The 16,356-nt window shown below is 38.5% G+C and carries 18 protein-coding genes and 1 pseudogene; 15 read left to right on the forward strand and 4 right to left on the reverse strand.

Translation table 11 applies throughout. From position 1 onward, the window contains the following. Positions 1-26: 26 nt before the first annotated feature. From PaeCFBP13512_RS17475 to PaeCFBP13512_RS17530, 12 genes and pseudogenes are all read left to right on the forward strand, one after another. Entirely contained in the window at positions 27-227 is a 201-nt protein-coding gene (locus PaeCFBP13512_RS17475) for a hypothetical protein (protein ID WP_137224887.1), read from the forward strand. An 89-nt stretch (positions 228-316) separates the two neighbouring features. Further along, complete coding sequence (locus PaeCFBP13512_RS17480; RefSeq protein ID WP_137224889.1) at positions 317-745, forward strand: MarR family winged helix-turn-helix transcriptional regulator; 429 nt, start codon at positions 317-319, stop codon at positions 743-745. Positions 746-903: 158 nt separating this feature from the next. Next, a complete protein-coding gene (locus PaeCFBP13512_RS17485) occupies positions 904-1,548 on the forward strand; it encodes an SDR family oxidoreductase (protein ID WP_137224891.1) in 645 nt (214 codons plus the stop codon). A gap of 59 nt (positions 1,549-1,607) precedes the next feature. After that, positions 1,608-2,645: an NADH:flavin oxidoreductase/NADH oxidase gene (locus PaeCFBP13512_RS17490; RefSeq protein ID WP_275094496.1), complete on the forward strand. Its 1,038-nt coding sequence runs from the start codon at positions 1,608-1,610 to the stop codon at positions 2,643-2,645. A gap of 217 nt (positions 2,646-2,862) precedes the next feature. Next, complete coding sequence (locus tag PaeCFBP13512_RS17495; protein WP_137224895.1) at positions 2,863-4,617, forward strand: methyl-accepting chemotaxis protein; 1,755 nt, start codon at positions 2,863-2,865, stop codon at positions 4,615-4,617. Positions 4,618-4,825: 208 nt separating this feature from the next. Further along, positions 4,826-5,266, forward strand: coding sequence for an SMI1/KNR4 family protein (locus PaeCFBP13512_RS17500; protein ID WP_137224897.1), 441 nt, complete (start codon positions 4,826-4,828; stop codon positions 5,264-5,266). A gap of 188 nt (positions 5,267-5,454) precedes the next feature. Then, on the forward strand, positions 5,455-6,618 hold the full coding sequence (locus PaeCFBP13512_RS17505; protein WP_137224899.1) for a sensor histidine kinase: 1,164 nt from the start codon (positions 5,455-5,457) through the stop codon (positions 6,616-6,618). A 12-nt stretch (positions 6,619-6,630) separates the two neighbouring features. Then, positions 6,631-7,305 (forward strand): response regulator transcription factor, encoded by a 675-nt coding sequence (locus PaeCFBP13512_RS17510; protein ID WP_137224901.1) that lies wholly within the window; start codon positions 6,631-6,633, stop codon positions 7,303-7,305. 125 nt (positions 7,306-7,430) lie between these two features. After that, positions 7,431-7,913, forward strand: coding sequence for a DUF1453 family protein (locus PaeCFBP13512_RS17515; RefSeq protein WP_137224903.1), 483 nt, complete (start codon positions 7,431-7,433; stop codon positions 7,911-7,913). A gap of 141 nt (positions 7,914-8,054) precedes the next feature. After that, the gene (locus PaeCFBP13512_RS17520) at positions 8,055-9,428 is read left to right on the forward strand and encodes a TraB/GumN family protein (RefSeq protein ID WP_137224905.1); all 1,374 of its coding nucleotides are present in this window, start codon (positions 8,055-8,057) and stop codon (positions 9,426-9,428) included. Positions 9,429-9,616: 188 nt separating this feature from the next. Beyond that, positions 9,617-10,066 (forward strand): annotated as a pseudogene (locus PaeCFBP13512_RS17525) (MarR family winged helix-turn-helix transcriptional regulator); the annotation flags it as partial. Positions 10,067-10,096: 30 nt separating this feature from the next. Further along, complete coding sequence (locus PaeCFBP13512_RS17530) at positions 10,097-10,615, forward strand: GNAT family N-acetyltransferase (protein WP_137224976.1); 519 nt, start codon at positions 10,097-10,099, stop codon at positions 10,613-10,615. A 35-nt stretch (positions 10,616-10,650) separates the two neighbouring features. Here the strand turns inward: PaeCFBP13512_RS17530 and PaeCFBP13512_RS17535 are convergent, their stop codons facing one another. Continuing rightward, entirely contained in the window at positions 10,651-11,202 is a 552-nt protein-coding gene (locus PaeCFBP13512_RS17535; protein ID WP_069329467.1) for a hypothetical protein, read from the reverse strand. A 291-nt stretch (positions 11,203-11,493) separates the two neighbouring features. On the opposite strand from PaeCFBP13512_RS17535, the gene PaeCFBP13512_RS17540 reads away from it, so the two are divergent. Continuing rightward, entirely contained in the window at positions 11,494-12,396 is a 903-nt protein-coding gene (locus PaeCFBP13512_RS17540) for an NAD-dependent epimerase/dehydratase family protein (RefSeq protein WP_069329466.1), read from the forward strand. A gap of 80 nt (positions 12,397-12,476) precedes the next feature. On the opposite strand, the gene PaeCFBP13512_RS17545 is transcribed toward PaeCFBP13512_RS17540, so the two are convergent. The 3 genes from PaeCFBP13512_RS17545 to PaeCFBP13512_RS17555 form a co-directional block, all read right to left on the reverse strand. Beyond that, positions 12,477-13,076 carry a hypothetical protein gene (locus PaeCFBP13512_RS17545; RefSeq protein WP_137224907.1) on the reverse strand — a complete coding sequence of 200 codons (600 nt, stop codon included), beginning with the start codon at positions 13,074-13,076 and terminating at the stop codon, positions 12,477-12,479. A gap of 88 nt (positions 13,077-13,164) precedes the next feature. Then, positions 13,165-13,701, reverse strand: a complete 537-nt coding sequence (locus PaeCFBP13512_RS17550) for a chromate transporter (RefSeq protein WP_137224909.1) — start codon at positions 13,699-13,701, stop codon at positions 13,165-13,167. A 12-nt stretch (positions 13,702-13,713) separates the two neighbouring features. After that, positions 13,714-14,355 (reverse strand): chromate transporter, encoded by a 642-nt coding sequence (locus tag PaeCFBP13512_RS17555; RefSeq protein ID WP_069329463.1) that lies wholly within the window; start codon positions 14,353-14,355, stop codon positions 13,714-13,716. A gap of 320 nt (positions 14,356-14,675) precedes the next feature. On the opposite strand from PaeCFBP13512_RS17555, the gene PaeCFBP13512_RS17560 reads away from it, so the two are divergent. Further along, positions 14,676-15,875 (forward strand): ROK family transcriptional regulator, encoded by a 1,200-nt coding sequence (locus tag PaeCFBP13512_RS17560; RefSeq protein ID WP_137224911.1) that lies wholly within the window; start codon positions 14,676-14,678, stop codon positions 15,873-15,875. 89 nt (positions 15,876-15,964) lie between these two features. Continuing rightward, the gene (locus PaeCFBP13512_RS17565) at positions 15,965-16,309 is read left to right on the forward strand and encodes a DUF1292 domain-containing protein (RefSeq protein WP_161594296.1); all 345 of its coding nucleotides are present in this window, start codon (positions 15,965-15,967) and stop codon (positions 16,307-16,309) included. Positions 16,310-16,356: the final 47 nt, after the last annotated feature.

A 16,356-nucleotide genomic window follows, 5' to 3' on the forward strand; every position in this document is an offset into this window, starting at 1 on the left:
GCTAGAAATAAGAAGGAGTGAATGGGGTGAACAAGACTAAAATCGTACAGATGTATAAGATATTAAGCCATACTCAGCCTACTTTTGAAGAAACAGATAATGACTGGATTACTCACGGATTAAACAGTACTCCTTTTAAACTATTAGTATCTGTAGCGATTTCTACACCGCAAGAATTAATTGAACTTGAAGATGAGGAGTTAGCTACTAAAAAAGAAAAAAGATAAGGTTAATTATTTTGACCATTATGTGTAGGATTGATACAATAATATAAATGATACAATTATAAACTTTGGTTAGATTAGGTGGAAAACAATTGGAAAATCATAAGGATACTTTGGATAGATGGTTGTCATTGTCAGACGGTTATTTTAGTGTCCAACATAAATTAGAACAAGCTTTAGAAGAACAATATCAGTTATCGTTAAAAGAATTTTATACATTATATTTTATATGTAATGCAGAAGACAAAAAACTACGGTTGCAACAGCTCCAAGAAATGATAGGTTTAAGCCAAAGTGCGACTTCTCGTTTAGTTGTACGAATGGAAGCGAAAAGTTGTGGAGCTTTGGAACGACATACTTGTGAAGATGACAAGCGTGGGATATATACTCGAATCACTGAATTAGGAGAAAATAAGCTTCAACGTGCATTAATAACGTTCAATGAACTGTTACAACAAGAAATTGAGCCAGAGCAGTTTATCCAGTTACAACATATATTTAAAAAAAGAAATCACAAATAGAACAAAGTACGTGGATTGTTTAAAACAACTTGTTATCTAGTTAACAGGTTGTTTTTTAGCTTGAACTGTTTAATGTCCGCGAACTTGACAATCATTTAGCAATGCGTTAAATTATATGCATGCGCATGAATTTAATTTAAAAATAAGGAATGATACCTGTGAAAGTACTTGTGATCGGTTCAAATGGACAAATCGGACAGAAATTAATTACATTGTTACATGAAAGTAAACAACATACAGTACGGGCAATGATTCGTAAACAAGAACAATCCAAAGCGTATGAAGATGTAGGTATAGAGACAGTTGTCGCTGATTTAGAAGGATCTGTTGATTCCATCATAGAAGCGACGCAAGGATGCGATGCGATCGTATTCACAGCAGGTTCTGGTGGTAAAACAGGAGATGACAAAACGTTGTTGATTGATTTGGATGGTGCCGGCAAATCGATTGAAGCTGCTGAACAAGCTTCTATTAAACGTTTTATTATGGTCAGTGCTATTCAAGCCAATCATCGTGACAACTGGCATGAACATATTCGTCCTTATTATGCTGCCAAACATTATGCTGATAAAATCTTAAAAAGTAGTGATTTGAATTATACGATTATTCGTCCGGGTATTCTTTTGAATGAACCAGGAACAGGCAAAGTATTAGCTGAATCCAATATTACAAACGGAAATATTCCAAGAGAAGATGTAGCTAGGGCAATATTGTTTGCATTAGATGAACCTCATACCTATAAAAAAGAATTTGATTTAATTGCGGGTGATCTTGCGATGCCTGAAGCTTTTCAAAAAATATAATATTAACGATTACTAATTACATGCATGCGCATGAATTTTATTTAAAGGGGAATACTAAAGTGAATACTAATCAATTAAAAGATTTATTTAGCACATATCATTTGAAAGGATTAGAGTTGAAGAATCGCACAATGATGTCTCCAATGTGTCAATATTCAGTTGAACATAAAGATGGCATTGCTACAGATTGGCATTATATGCATTATGTTAGTCGGGCAATTGGAGGTACAGCACTGATCATGATTGAAATGACCGATGTCGAACCAGATGGTCGTATCTCTGACTTTGATCTAGGGCTATGGTCAGATGAGCAGATTCCAGCACTAAAAAGAATTGTTGATGCTTGTCATAGTTATGGTGCTAAAGTAGGTATTCAAATTGCGCATGCTGGTCGTAAAGCAGAAGATGCTGATATACCTGTTGCCCCTTCTGCTATTGCTTTTGATTCCAATTCAAAAACGCCACGAGCTCTTTCTACTGAAGAAGTAAAGGGAATGGTTGAAAAGTTCCGTAGTGCTGTTGCTCGTGCAGTCCAAGCCGGATTTGATACGATTGAAATTCATGGCGCACATGGCTATCTGATTCATCAATTCCATTCTCCATTAACCAACAAACGGGAAGATGAGTATGGTCAAGATTTAACTCGATTTGGTCGAGAAGTGATCACCGCCGCTAAAAATGAAATGCCAGAAGATATGCCTTTATTGATGCGCATTTCAGCGAAAGAATATGTTGAAGGTGGATATGGTATTCAAGAAAGTATTGCATTTGCTAAAGTATATCAGTCAGCAGGCGTAGATATGTTTGATATTTCTTCTGGTGGTGAGGGGCAGATTGCTGCTTGGGGTAAACCTGGAACTCATGCTGCGTATCAGGTTCCTTTAGCTAAAGAGATTAAACAAGCACTCGATGTACCTGTAATCGCTGTGGGACGATTGGATGATCCTATTGTAGCAAATGCTGTTATTGGTAATGAGGAGAGCGATCTTGTTGCTATAGGTAGAGGATTGTTACGAAATCCTTATTGGACATTGGAAGCTGCTTCTTTATTGAAAAAAGAAACACAAATTCCTATACAATATACAACCGGTTTCTAAAAGCAGAATCATAAATCATACAATCTCAAAACACGACTCAGTCTAGCAAGTACTGAGTCGTGTTTTTTATTTATAAAAATGTTCTCCTAATAATTTATATTCTCTTGCATAATTCGACATATTCGTTTACTATTTTCCCATAACTTAGTGCTTCAGACATATGATTTTTGGGTACGGTCTTCAAAAAGTTTGCTTTGATCAGAGGGGAAGAAAGCGAATGATCGGTTTTTTCAGAAAACGGTTAGTGGTACGTATTATTGCTTTTGTTACATTAGTTATTACTATTATTGTTGTTGGAAGTATATTGCTACAGATCGCTAATATGAGATCAGCCGCACAAGGCGCTATTTCAAGTTACAATATTCAGATTGCGCAGAGTTATGTGAACCAGTTGGACAAAGCCTCGTATGCAACATTTGCGAAAGACCCCAAAGAAAACGATATGTTTCTGAAGATTCGTGATGAATTGGATGATTTTCGTGAACGTATTGGTGCTATGTATGTTTATTTTGTCAAAATAGACGATAAAGGTACCCCTCTTATTATGATAGACGGCATGAAAGATCCGGATAAAGCTTCCGCTATTAATGAAGTTACCGATATTCCTGTAGAAGCGATTCAAAAGTTACAGCAAGGACAAACAGCCAGTTCTCCTGTTATTAACAATCCCGAATATGGGAACTATATTTCGTCGTATGCACCGATTCTCGATAGTAATGGCGTGCTTATCGGTGTTCTTGGTATTGATACAGCAGTCTCCATTATCGGAAGTGTAGAATCCGATATTATCCAACAAAGTATTCCGTTCTATGGTTTGCTGGTCTTGATTACGATTGTGGGGATAGCGATTGTGATGTGGTTTATTATTAGAGGATTACGTCCACTGAAGCCACTCAAAGCAAGTGTGGAAAAAATGGCACAAGGCGAACTTGCAGCCGCCCATCAGATTTTAACTTCATACCGTTTACGGAGCGAAGATGAGATAGGAACGACCTATCAAGCGATGATGCATATGTCAGGTCATCTGAACAAAATGGTAAGCGATATGGTGGAAGGTGTAGTTGTAACGACAGACATTTTATCAGAATCGACCAAGCAGTTTAACCATAATACTCAAGAAATGTTAGCCATGAGCACCACAGTCCATCAATCGGTTGAACAGATTAGACATGGCGCACGTACTCAAAAGCAAGGGGCAAGTGATAGTGCGCATGCGATGGAAGAGATCGCTAAAGGCATTACAGAGATATCGGAATCTTCTATGGCGGTATCGGACGCGGCTACAAGTGCGCTAACGACCGTAGAATCAGGTAAACAAAGTATGTCACGTATGAAAAAGCAAATGGAACATATTTCAGATGTGTCGGGTAAAGTCGTATTGAGAGTCGAAGTGTTAACTAATTATTCGCAAGAGATTGGTACTGCATTACAAGCAGTGCGTGACTTTGCCAGTCAGACCAAATTGTTAGCGTTAAATGCGTCTATTGAAGCGGCACATGCAGGTGAGCAGGGCAAAGGATTTGCTGTAGTTGCTGCTGAAGTCAGAAAGCTTGCAGAAGCTTCAAGCACTTCTATGGAAAATATCTCGAACTTGTTATTGCATATTCAACAAGAATCTCAGCAGATTGGTTCACAGGTTGGAGTGACCGTGCAAGAAATTGGACAAGGAGTGACACTGACTGCTGAAGCAGAATTAGCATTTGCTCAGGTCTTGGATACGTTCCAAACGGTGACTGCACGTATTCAAGAAGTCTCTACAGCAGCTGAAGAAATATCGGCAGGTTCAGAAGAAGCAGCGGCTTCTGTCCATACGATTGCTCAGATTTCGGTAGAAGTATCGGATCATTCGGATGAAATCTATCGCTTGATCCGTGAACAAGCAACCATGTTCGAAAGTGTAGCACAGACCTCTACTGTATTAGAACAACAGACTCATGAAATGAATAAAGCGATAAAAACAGTAAAAGTCTAATTATAGAGCGCTAAAGTGATTGTATGATTAGAACTGAAAATATATAGCAACGATTTCTCAAAATCTAAAATAACACCCCAAAAAGTAGAGTGCATCGTTATATGCCTTCTACTTTTTTTAGATGGGCGAGATTATGAAGGTTGTATCATTTAGATGAATACATAGAATACAATAATTATAGAGTTAAATAGCAAGGAGCGATGCAGAAATGAACGCTATACCGTCAATCAAACAACGATATGATTTACTATTTCCAGATGAGGTGATCACACCACAGGTAGTGACTAAGATTGAGCAACAATTACAGTTACAATTACCTGACGATTTTAAAGAGATCGCTTTATTTTTTAATGGAGGGTTGGTCGGGGGCATTTCTATATTTAGTTATGCCAATCATCATCCTAATCTAATCGAAGAAACACTCCGCTTACGAAAAGACACTCAATTTCCTCATTCGTTGGTGTTTTTAGCAGAGCCTGCGGGAAGTATGATCGTATTGGATACAGCAACTACTCCATCGGTGATCTGGTGCGATAGCATCGATGTCTATCGACTGCATGATCGATCATTTCAAGTAGCGCCTGATACATGGGATACGTTTAGTGACTTTTTTGCATATCTCCTGACACAAGAAGAACAAGAAGCATAAACGTTATACCAAATTGATAAGGTTTATATCACGAAGCTATTGAATAGCGAACAAATATTAGAGTTATATCTATCTACAGATATACACGATGACATTTATATCGATCTTTAAGTAGATGTAAATCTTTGCATATTGATCTACAATAAATACAATCATACAGATGTTATGTAGATCAGCGGAGGGTACATATGGATATAGAGCAAGAACATGCGTATAGGTATTTGATTCGTATATTTGGAACGATCGTACTGATGATCACTAGCTATAATGAATATGCGAATTATGGAGTATTTAATCAGTATGGCACTTTATTGATTTTACTTCTCTATGTATCTATTATTTGGATTCCCAAAATATGGCGTAGTCGAACCATATACATTATTTTGTCTACAGTCATTATCAGTACAGCATTATCTCTTCATTATCAGTATGGATCTGTGAATTCAAGTTTATTATGGCCGTTATTGTTTTTGAGTATATTTATCAATCGTAATTACCGGTATGTCACGATCGTCGTGAGTCTGGTTACGATCACAGTGATTGTATTGGTTTATGCTTTTTCTTTTGGGAGTTTATTGGCGATTATCGGTGTTTTTCTAGTCGTACGCAGTTCTCAAATTCGTCAAAATGCTTATGCTTTGACCAAATCACATCTGGAGCAATTAGATCAAGCGCATAAGGAGTTACAAGAAGCCCATCTGGAACTGCAAGAAGCAAGTGCTCATTCCGTACGTTATGCCGCATTAGAAGAACGAACACGGCTAGCGCGAGAAATACACGATGGATTAGGGCATCAACTAACATCACTTATTATTCAATTACAAGCTTTGGAGATTATGCAATCTACAGAACCACAGCATATGCCAGAGCGCATCAAGCAATTAATAGGCATCGCTCGTCAAGCTCTTACAGAGGTACGTATAGCTGTTAAAGAATGGTCAAATGATGAGATGGGCTTAGGATTGGTCGCTTTAAAAGGATTAATCACACAAACAGGGCAACGTTCTGCACTCAAGCTTACTTTTGTAGAAGATTCTCCCATAACAGAATGGTCGATTCAGACCAGTATTGTGTTGTATCGAGTCCTACAAGAATCATTAACCAATGTACTTCGTCATGCACAAGCGGATACTGCTTCCGTCCATATTGAAGAAAAAGATCAGCACGTCTATTTACGTATTGCCGATAATGGAATCTATACAAATAAAGATGCTGTAAAGATAGGCTATGGATTAAAAAGTATGATTGAACGTTGTAAGCAACAAGGAGGAACCTGTCAATTTGAGCCTGTGTTACCTCATGGTTTCTGTATTCAAGCTATGATTCCGATCGGAAATCCAATCCAACCTTAAGGAGAAATAATCATGAGTGATCTATCCCAAATTCGCATCGTGCTTGCAGACGATCAACCGATTGTACGTCAAGGATTACAGTATATTATTAATGCGCAACCTGATATGGAATGTGTAGGTGAAGCAAGTAATGGGAATCAAGCATTAGAAGTTACGCTGGCGCAACAGCCTGATATGGTATTGATGGATATTCAGATGCCAGAGTGCTCCGGGTTAGAAGCGACAGAACAGATTTTGCGTGTATTACCAGATATGAAAATTGTGTTGCTAACCACATTCGATGTACAAGACTATATCAAAGAAGGTATCCGCGCAGGAGCAACTGGTTTTCTACTGAAAGATGCAGATACGCAAGAATTACTAGCAGGCATTCGGGCAGTGTATAAAGGTGAAGCACTATACAAAACACCACTTGCTAGCAAAGCACTCGCTGAAGCGCTCAAAAGGGCAGAACCCTCACAACCGCCTCATCCGACCACATATGAAATGATCGAGCCGTTAACCGATCAAGAATTAATTGTGTTACAACAGATGGCGTATGGCAAACGTAATTCAGAGATTGCATTGGCGCTACATATTTCACATGGTACTGTCAAAACGCATGCACATCGTATTTTTCAAAAATTAGATGTAGAAGATCGGACGCAAGCAGTAGTACTGGCGATACGACAAGGTTTAGTGCAATAGATGAGAAAGTTAGGTATATCGCTAGATAGATACAAAGGTGCTGAAAGATCAACCTGCAAGTAGACTAATACAAACGGTGAGACCCTTAGAATAAAGGTATAACCAAATTCCAAGGAGGTCATCTTATGTATTCGAATGTAGGTACAGCATTACTCGTGATTTGTATTATTGTGTGGGTTATTTTTCGTCAATTGCGTCCCAAACCGGTCAAAAAATTATTTTTTATTATTTTGCCAATAATTGCTATGTATGAAGTGTATCAGACCTTTCCTAAACAAGCGGTACCCATTGCACAATGGATTGAATGTATTCTTGTCGTCGCCGCTGCATTGGTCGCTGGAACGATACAAGCATGGTATAGCAAAGTCTATATTCAAGATCAGATTGTCTATGTTCAAGCAACAACGATTACGATAATTACATGGGTAAGCTTTATCGTTTTTCGAATCGGAGTAGGTTTTGCTTGTGGAGAGTTTGCAACAGGGTATCACCGTATTCAATGGATATTATGGATCGGAATTGCTGTTATCTTCGCTACACGTAGTCTGATCTTATATGCCAAATTCCCGGAGATTAAGCAGGCATTTACACCTTCTAAAGTCAGTTAATTGATTTACAAATATCCCTTTATTTATCACAAAGTATAAATATAACGAAATAATGTATTGTACTTGAAACTAGATTATGCAATATTTAAAAGGACACGTTTGGCTTTGAATGCACATTACACATTCAGAGGGAGTTCTATCATGAAAAATTGGCACCAAAAGATGCTTTCGCTTGTGCTCGCAGCAGGTCTACTGGCGACAGCTTCACCAGCAATGGCGGCTACATCCACACAGCCGTTAACCGTTAAGGTAAATGATCAGAAGATTCAATACAGTAAAGGCATTGCACCCACTGTTCAACAGAAAGTTACTTTAGTTCCACTTCGTTCGACATTACAAGCAATGAATATTCAATTATCCAAAGTATCCAAAGACAGCATAACGGTTGTCGCTAATGGCAAAAGTGTTACTGTTAACAGCAAACTATTTAAAATCAATGGAACTGCTTATGTGCCGATTCGCACATTTGGTGAATTAACAGGATACACAGTGATCTGGAATGCCAAAACGCGTACAATCCAGCTGAATTCACCGCCAGTTGCACCCACTCTTCCTGTAGTAGAAAATAATACTCCTCCTGTCGATACAACGACTGCTCCTACAGAGAACACAGCACCACCTGTCGTGACTCCAGACCCTAGCAGTACTGTAACACCAACACCTGCACCATCTACAGAAACTGCCGATACCGGTGGTCGTGGATTTATGTGGGAAGTACAAAATAACGGGAATACCGTGTACTTGGTCGGTTCTATACATATTGCCAATGAAAGTTTTTATCCGTTACGTAAAGAGTATGAACAAGCATTCTCGCAAGCTAATTATCTTGGGGTAGAAGTAGACATTACCCAGATATCGGATGAAGCGATGCAAAAGCGTGTATTGGAAATCGGTGAGTACAAAGATGGAAGCAGACTGCAAGATCATCTTTCTACGTATACGTATGCCAAATTAGGTAAAGCGCTTCTAGCGAATGATTGGAAACGCGATGCGTTAGATCGTTTCAAACCATGGGTAGCAGACATGATTGTTAGCTCATTTGCTCCAAGTGATCCAGAGTACAAATCCGCTGATGGCATCGATCTGCATTTTATTCAACAAGCTGCAGAACGCAAAATCACAGTGATGGAATTAGAGTCACAAGACTCACAGCTTACGATGCTAAATAACTTCTCTGATGAATTACAAGAACAAATGCTGTATTCTACACTCTACGATTTGGACAACCCGAATCAAGCTGATCTGCATGAAAATACAGATGAAGCCGCAGAAATGTGGAAAACAGGCGATGAGAAAAAATTGCTAGAATTAACAAACAGTACAGCAGGTAATGAAGAATATAATAAAGCGATACTGGTTGATCGCAACGTTGGAATGGCGCAAAAAATTGATGGCTATCTAAAAAGTGGTGGCAATCAGAAATACTTTATCGTTGTCGGTGCTGCTCATTATCTAGGTAACGATGGTATTATTCATTTGCTTGAGAAAAAAGGATATACAGTTACACGAAAATAATAGGTATTATCAGCATTTGTATTCATCATTAGTTCTATCCAGTGACATTCAAACCATAAACGTGCTCCGAAAAGCCACCTCATTCGTTGATGAATGAAGTGGTTTTTTGTTGCAAATACAACAAAAATAAACTATATTAATATCAACTATTTGTTGCATTTACAACAAAATGATTAAAGGAGATAAATATGAAAGAGATACTTCGTGAAATCGGAATGATTGCTAGAGCGCTAGATAGTATTAGCAATATTGAATTTAAAGAGTATAACCTGACAAAAGGTCAGTATTTGTACCTTGTACGTATCTGTGAGAATCCTGGTATGATTCAAGAAAAATTAGCAGAAATGATCAAAGTCGATCGAACAACAGCTGCTCGCGCGATTAAAAATTTAGAAGCGAATGGATTGGTGCACAAAAAAGAAGATCCACATAACAAAAAGATCAAAAAGCTTTTTGCTACAGATCAAGGAGAACAGATCTATCCTATGATCAAAAAAGAAAATGATTACTCTAATCTGATGGCGCTGGAAGGGTTGTCAGAAGCCGAAACTGATTTGATTTTCGACCTTCTGCAAAAAGTAAGAAAAAATGTAGAAAAGGATTGGACATTTGTGAAGAAAGGCAATAAACGCAATTATCAAGACGGTATAAAGGAGCGATCTGCCCAGATGAGTATCACAATACGACCATGTACTTTAGAAGATATCGAAGAGTTACAAGAGATTAGCTATCAGACATTCAACGAGACATTTAGAGAACAGAATTCACCTGAAAATATCGATCATTATTTGGAGAAAGCATTCAATCGTCCACAGTTGGAAGAAGAATTAAAGAATCCGTATTCGCAGTTCTTTTTCGCTGATGTGAATAATGAACTTGCTGGTTATCTCAAGATCAATACGGATCAAGCACAATCGGAAGAAATGAGCGAAGATGCTCTGGAAATTGAACGCATCTATATCAAGCAATCATTTCAAAAACATGGCGTAGGCAAGTATCTATTTCAGCAAGCCCTTCAGATCGCGCAACAATTGAATAAACAGCAGATGTGGCTGGGCGTATGGGAAAAGAATGATAATGCTATCGCCTTTTATCAAAAGCTAGGGTTTGAGCTAACCGGTCAACATTCGTTTTATATGGGAGATGAACAGCAGACTGATTTAATCATGACAAAAAGACCACTTTAATGATAAGTGGTCTTTTTGTCTAGAATAGGATGAAATTAGTATGAAAACTTAGCTTGATACGCATTCATTTCTTTATGGAACTGTGTCAGTAATTTGTTGGCTATTGCTAATTGAGTATTTGCTTTTTTGGAGATGCTAGGATCTAATTTCTTTTTGGATAAATACTTTTGGAAAAGAAGCATACCTTGCAATTGATAATTAGCGCCTTTTACATATATTCTATGCATACGAGCCAAGTCTTTGTTAGGAGTATAGATTTTTTGTACCCCTTTAACAAACTTTTTATAGTTCGGAAGGGCAATACCTGTAATCTCTACATAAGAAGGACGATGATCTGAAGCTTTCACTTTTTTATTTTCTTTAAAAATAGTCAGAGCAATCTGTTCATATTCTTGAAGAGGTTCCAATTGAGCATCATAATCCACATAGTCATGATACGCCTGCTTGTATTTGGCAGGGACATGGCTATCATCATAACCATATTCAGAAGAAGTTGCTGCATGAGTGGACTGAAGAGGTGCAACCAATAACGCACTTTGTACGATCAAAAAGGTAAGCGTCAATATCCACAATAATCGAGCTTTCACGTTACTATATAATCCCCTTTCGCTAATATATTAGAGAAGACTCATTATAACATAGGTTGATTTTGTCATTTCCTGTTACTATTTGTATCGTCATTTTGCACTCTTTCTTTTAGAAAGTTAGCAAGCATATTTTAGTGTATATGGTCAATATAAGCAAATTTAATTGCTTGGTGAGTATTGGAAACGGTTAACTTATAAAGAATGAACCTTTAGCACATTGCTAAACACGGTAAGATGTTAACACGTTCTATAGGTGCTTTGCTATCTTCTTAAGGAAAAGGAAGTGTACAGATGGTCAAAAGAGTGATTGTAACAGGTGGTAGTGGACTCGCTGGTAAATGGGTAGTGAAAGAACTATTTGAACAAGGGTATGAGGTACTGAATCTGGATAAAGTGCCTTTGGATCATCCACATGTACGGACATTAATTACAGACCTTACGGATGCAGGGCAAGTGTTTAATGCTTTGGCTAGTCCTACGATTGATAAAAGTTACCACGAATCGATCGCATCACAACCGATTGATGCCATTATTCATCTGGCGGCGATTCCGCAAATTTTAACGTATCCTGATAACGAAGTGTATCGAATTAATGTGATGAGCACTTACAATATATTGGACGCGGCAACTAAATATAATATTCCTAAAGTGATTCTTGCTTCGAGTGAAACGACTTATGGTACTTGTTTTGCAGATGAACATCGTGATCCTGATTATTTCCCATTGGATGAAGAGTATCCTATTAATCCGATGGATAGTTATGCTATGTCTAAAGTCGTTAATGAAGTAACTGCCAAAGCTTTTCAGACCCGTACAGGTATTGATGTGTACTGCTTCCGGATTGCCAATGTGATTGATCCTGCGAGATATGTAGATTTCCCTGCTTATTTTGCCGACCCTATTCAGCGCAAACGGATAACATGGAGCTATATTGATACTCGTGATCTAGCACTGGCATGCCGATTAGCGGTAGAGACAGATGGCTTAGGATTCCAGGTGATGAATATTGCGGCTGATGATGTGTCTTCTGATCGACCGACCAAAGAATTGATCGCAGAGTATTACCCGAATGTTCCTGTGAAAAAAGAATTAGGTGAATATGAGACATTGGTGAGCAATACCAAAGTCAAACGATTGCTTGGATTCGAGCAACAGCATTATTGGAGATCTTATGTAGACGTAGATACAAAATAGAATACAACATACGATCAAAAAGGGATTTAGCCGTCATATCAGCTAAATCCTTTTTTTATTATTGATCTACGCTAGTATGATTACTGTGAAAATGGAGCGTTATACAAAGCGATTTCTTCATTAAATTCACTGATCAATAACTGACCTTGAGTGAATTTGACGTTCGCTTTTTTGATAATAGTTGGGTCAGGGTTAAGCTTAGACACGTATTTCTGGAAAAGGACCATCCCTTCCAATTGAAGCGTAGTTCCTTTGATCAATTTGGAGTGGATAGTGGAAAGATCATTGTTGTTAGGCTTTAGTTGCTTCATTCCACTTAGAAATTTTTTGTAATTGGGAATCGCGATATTCGTCATTTCGCTATAAGCTTGCTTGCGTGTAGAAGCTAATACTTTTTTGTACTTGTTTAGAATCGAGACTGCTTTGGTCTCATAAGGAACCCACTCTTTATATTGACTATAATAATCGACATAATCATCAAAAGCTTGCTGTAGCTCAGGAGCAACTTCATGATCGCTGTAGGTATCTTCTTCGATATCAATCGGTTCAGGTGCAGAAGGACTTTGGTTAGACAGTGGTTTGTTTGTTGTTGCTGCATGTATAGTAGCTGATGAATAAAACACAGGGATAAGTGTAAATATCATCAACATCACGATCACTCGCAACGATTGCTTTTTCATAGACAATAAAGTCTCCTTTGTACCTTTTTTTCTATAAAAATCCATTTATAAAGGTATCATATCAGAAAAGGTTCGCCAAGAGGTAACACTAAAATAACACAATCCCAATAACTGCTGAACCTGCGATCACCATTAAAGGATGAAGCTTGTACTTAACAATAGCCCAGAATGCGGCAACACCAATCAGTAAAGTCGCTAGTGTTGTCCAGCTCATGACAACTTCAGCATGATTAGACAGACCAAAATGGATCGCTGCGTAAGCAATCAATCCGGTAATAATAGGGCGTAATCCGTAAAAGGATGATTTGACCCACCTATTCGAATGGATTCGGTAAAAGAACGCTGCAATGATAATCACAACAATCAGCGAAGGAAGTACAATCCCTGTCGTCGCTACAATAGCTCCTGTTAAACCTGCGGTCTCATAGCCAATCAAGGTTGCACTATTGGTAGCAATCGGTCCGGGGGACATTCCAGCAAGGGAGACTGTACTTTGAAATTGTGCATCGGTTAGCCATCCGTATCGGCTAGATTCATACTGGATCATCGGAATCACAGCATAACCGCCACCGAATGAGCTAAAGCCAATTTTTAAAAAGCTTAAAAATAATTGCCATAATAACATGATATCTCCCCCTTAGATATAATACTCAATCGTCGGTGGAATATGATCATGGGTGGCTTTTTCAGTACGTGTGGTCATGCCTAGTTTCTTTTTGGCTTGAATAATTAAGATCCCTATTCCAAGTCCGAAAAGAATCATAAAGATCGGATTCAGACCGGTGATCAGCAGTGTAATGAGTGCGCCAATCGCAACAACAATCGTAGAGCGATCAAAGAGTGCATTTTTACCCATCCGATAAGCCGCAACAGCAATCAGCCCGATCACAGCGCCATGAATCCCTTGAAAAGCCGCTTGCACTTTAGGTTGATCTTGAAAAAAAGAATAAAAAGCGCTTAAAGCAAATACGATAAAAAACGTAGGTAATGTAATACCGAGTACAGCCGCTATCGCTCCGGGAATCTTTCCCATTCGATATCCTAGAAACGTAGAAGCATTCACTCCTACACCGCCAGGAGCAGAGCCTGCAATCGATAATAGATCGCTCATGTCTTGTGCATTAATCCATTTACGCTTGTACACCACTTCTTTTTCCAATATCGGAATCATCGCATAACCACCACCAAAAGTCGCAGGGCCAATTTTGAAAAAAATCCAGAAAAGATTCCATAATAAATGTATGTTGAACTGAAGATGTTCAGTTTTAGTTGTTTTCATGTTCTTCACTCCGCTCTTAGTTACAAGTATATCATCTTTTAATCATTTTGAAATAAACTTTGGCTTGTGAGGAGTTCAATGTTTCTAATCATTGCTAAAGTGTTTGCTTATAAATCAAAAATAGGCTATAAAATAAGTGTATTTATGTTCTTTTTTTCTCGTTGATAAAAAGTGGTCAAGGCGATGTTTACAGGATACAATGAAGGCAGATTTTAACCTTGAAGCGGAGTTGAAGAGGGATAGATCGTTTACGGTATCACCTCTTTTTTTATAAAATATGTCGCATGTATCCTGCTAAATGTTAGAGAAGGGAAGAACGTATGAATACATTTCAATTTCCAATGAAAATGGTCAAACGGCAAGTCTATGATCGTATAGCAGTGCAAGACCAGATTTCCAAAACCGAGTTGTTGCAAGAAATGGATATTACCAGTAGTAGTCTGAATCGTATTCTCGATGAACTGGTACGAGAAGGATGGATCAGTGAATCAGGTCAAGGACAATCGACAGGTGGACGGCGACCTACATTATATCGGATCGATCCTACTCATCGTTATATTTTGGGATTGGAGATTTCTCGTGTCTATTCGGTGCTAGGATTATACGATCTTCAGATGAACACGATTGCTTCGTATCGCTGGTTTATGGATGAAGAGATGACACCGGAGCGCTTAGTCGATTATGTGGAAGAACGTATCGACTGGATGTTGAATGATTATCAATTAACATGGAGTCAGATTATCGGTATAGGGATTGGTGCAGTCGGCCCTCTAGATCGAGAAAAAGGGATCATTCTGAATCCTGTTTATTTTCCAGCGAACGGTTGGAAAAATGTTGCGATCTGCCAGATGCTGAATGAACGTACAGGACTGATGGCTGTGCTTGAAAATGGAGCGAATACAGCTTTGATCGGCGAACACTGGGCAGTTCGAGATGAGAACATGCAACATATGTTATTTGTAAATGTAGGAGCAGGGATTCGTTCTGCTATGATGTCTGGTGGACAATTGGTACGTGGGGCTGTAGATCGTGAAGGATCTATCGGACAGATGATTATTCAGACCGATGGAGAAAGACTTCATGATCAAGGAAATTATGGAGCATTAGAAGCTTTTGCTTCGGTTCAAGCGTTAGAACAACAAGTTCGGCAACGGATGAAGCTTGGCATGGATATCTGGGAAGCCGCAGAAGATTTAAGACCGGAACAAGTTCATTTTGATACGTTGATTACAGGGCTGAATCAAGGGAATATTTTTCTACAAGAGTTATTTGCTCGTTCTGCCGGTTATATGGGGATTGGTCTTGCGAATATTATTCATATTCTACTACCGGAGAAAGTGATCCTTGGCGGAGCTCTGATTAATGCCAATCCTTCTTATTATGAACAAGCCATAGCTGTGGCTCGCAAGAAAGTAGGGTATGATGATAGTTACCAGCCTATCTTCTCCAAAGGCGTGTTACAAGAACGCGCTGTTGCTGTAGGCGCTGCTGTAATGATTTTGCAACAGATGGAGTTGTAATCGGATCGGTTGGATTGACGCTACGTCGGGATGATGCTAACATGGCGATGTGACATTACAATATCTGTATATCTGAGGAGAGAAAAATGATGAGTAACCACAACAACTTTCCGATCGAACTAGGGCAATTCCGTGATGATCTTGGATTGCTAGAAGACGAAGCATTTCAAAAAGGGTTTCTCATATTGGACGAACAAGGTAATGAACATGATATGATGATTGTCAAAACGTTTACGTATGATCAGATTCCATATGCTCTTTTGTTACATAAAGAACCTTCTCCGCTAGATGGTACGATTTTGAAAGTGGAATATGATGAGGAAGAAGATGAATTTTTCTTAAATCATATTACCGATGATGAAGAATGGGAACGCATGGGGCAAGTATATGAAGTTATTATTCAGTTAAATAAAGACAATCCTACCGATAAGTAGAATAAAAATAAAGCCCTCCTCATAGATATAGAGGAAGGCTTTATTTT

Origin of the sequence: Paenibacillus sp. CFBP13512 (genome assembly GCF_005233705.1) — a bacterium.
Classification (GTDB): Bacteria; Bacillota; Bacilli; order Paenibacillales; family Paenibacillaceae; genus Saccharibacillus; species Saccharibacillus nuruki.

What these genes read in the sequence shown, in the direction of transcription:
- PaeCFBP13512_RS17495 (WP_137224895.1), top strand. Translation starts at nt 2,863, where the DNA reads ATGATCGGTTTTTTCAGAAAACGGTTAGTGGTACGTATTATTGCTTTT.
- PaeCFBP13512_RS17500 (WP_137224897.1), top strand. Translation starts at nt 4,826, where the DNA reads ATGAACGCTATACCGTCAATCAAACAACGATATGATTTACTATTTCCA.
- PaeCFBP13512_RS17505 (WP_137224899.1), top strand. Translation starts at nt 5,455, where the DNA reads ATGGATATAGAGCAAGAACATGCGTATAGGTATTTGATTCGTATATTT.
- PaeCFBP13512_RS17510 (WP_137224901.1), top strand. Translation starts at nt 6,631, where the DNA reads ATGAGTGATCTATCCCAAATTCGCATCGTGCTTGCAGACGATCAACCG.
- PaeCFBP13512_RS17515 (WP_137224903.1), top strand. Translation starts at nt 7,431, where the DNA reads ATGTATTCGAATGTAGGTACAGCATTACTCGTGATTTGTATTATTGTG.
- PaeCFBP13512_RS17520 (WP_137224905.1), top strand. Translation starts at nt 8,055, where the DNA reads ATGAAAAATTGGCACCAAAAGATGCTTTCGCTTGTGCTCGCAGCAGGT.
- PaeCFBP13512_RS17530 (WP_137224976.1), top strand. Translation starts at nt 10,097, where the DNA reads ATGAGTATCACAATACGACCATGTACTTTAGAAGATATCGAAGAGTTA.
- PaeCFBP13512_RS17540 (WP_069329466.1), top strand. Translation starts at nt 11,494, where the DNA reads ATGGTCAAAAGAGTGATTGTAACAGGTGGTAGTGGACTCGCTGGTAAA.
- PaeCFBP13512_RS17545 (WP_137224907.1), bottom strand. Translation starts at nt 13,076, where the DNA reads ATGAAAAAGCAATCGTTGCGAGTGATCGTGATGTTGATGATATTTACA.
- PaeCFBP13512_RS17550 (WP_137224909.1), bottom strand. Translation starts at nt 13,701, where the DNA reads ATGTTATTATGGCAATTATTTTTAAGCTTTTTAAAAATTGGCTTTAGC.
- PaeCFBP13512_RS17555 (WP_069329463.1), bottom strand. Translation starts at nt 14,355, where the DNA reads ATGAAAACAACTAAAACTGAACATCTTCAGTTCAACATACATTTATTA.
- PaeCFBP13512_RS17560 (WP_137224911.1), top strand. Translation starts at nt 14,676, where the DNA reads ATGAATACATTTCAATTTCCAATGAAAATGGTCAAACGGCAAGTCTAT.
- PaeCFBP13512_RS17565 (WP_161594296.1), top strand. Translation starts at nt 15,965, where the DNA reads ATGAGTAACCACAACAACTTTCCGATCGAACTAGGGCAATTCCGTGAT.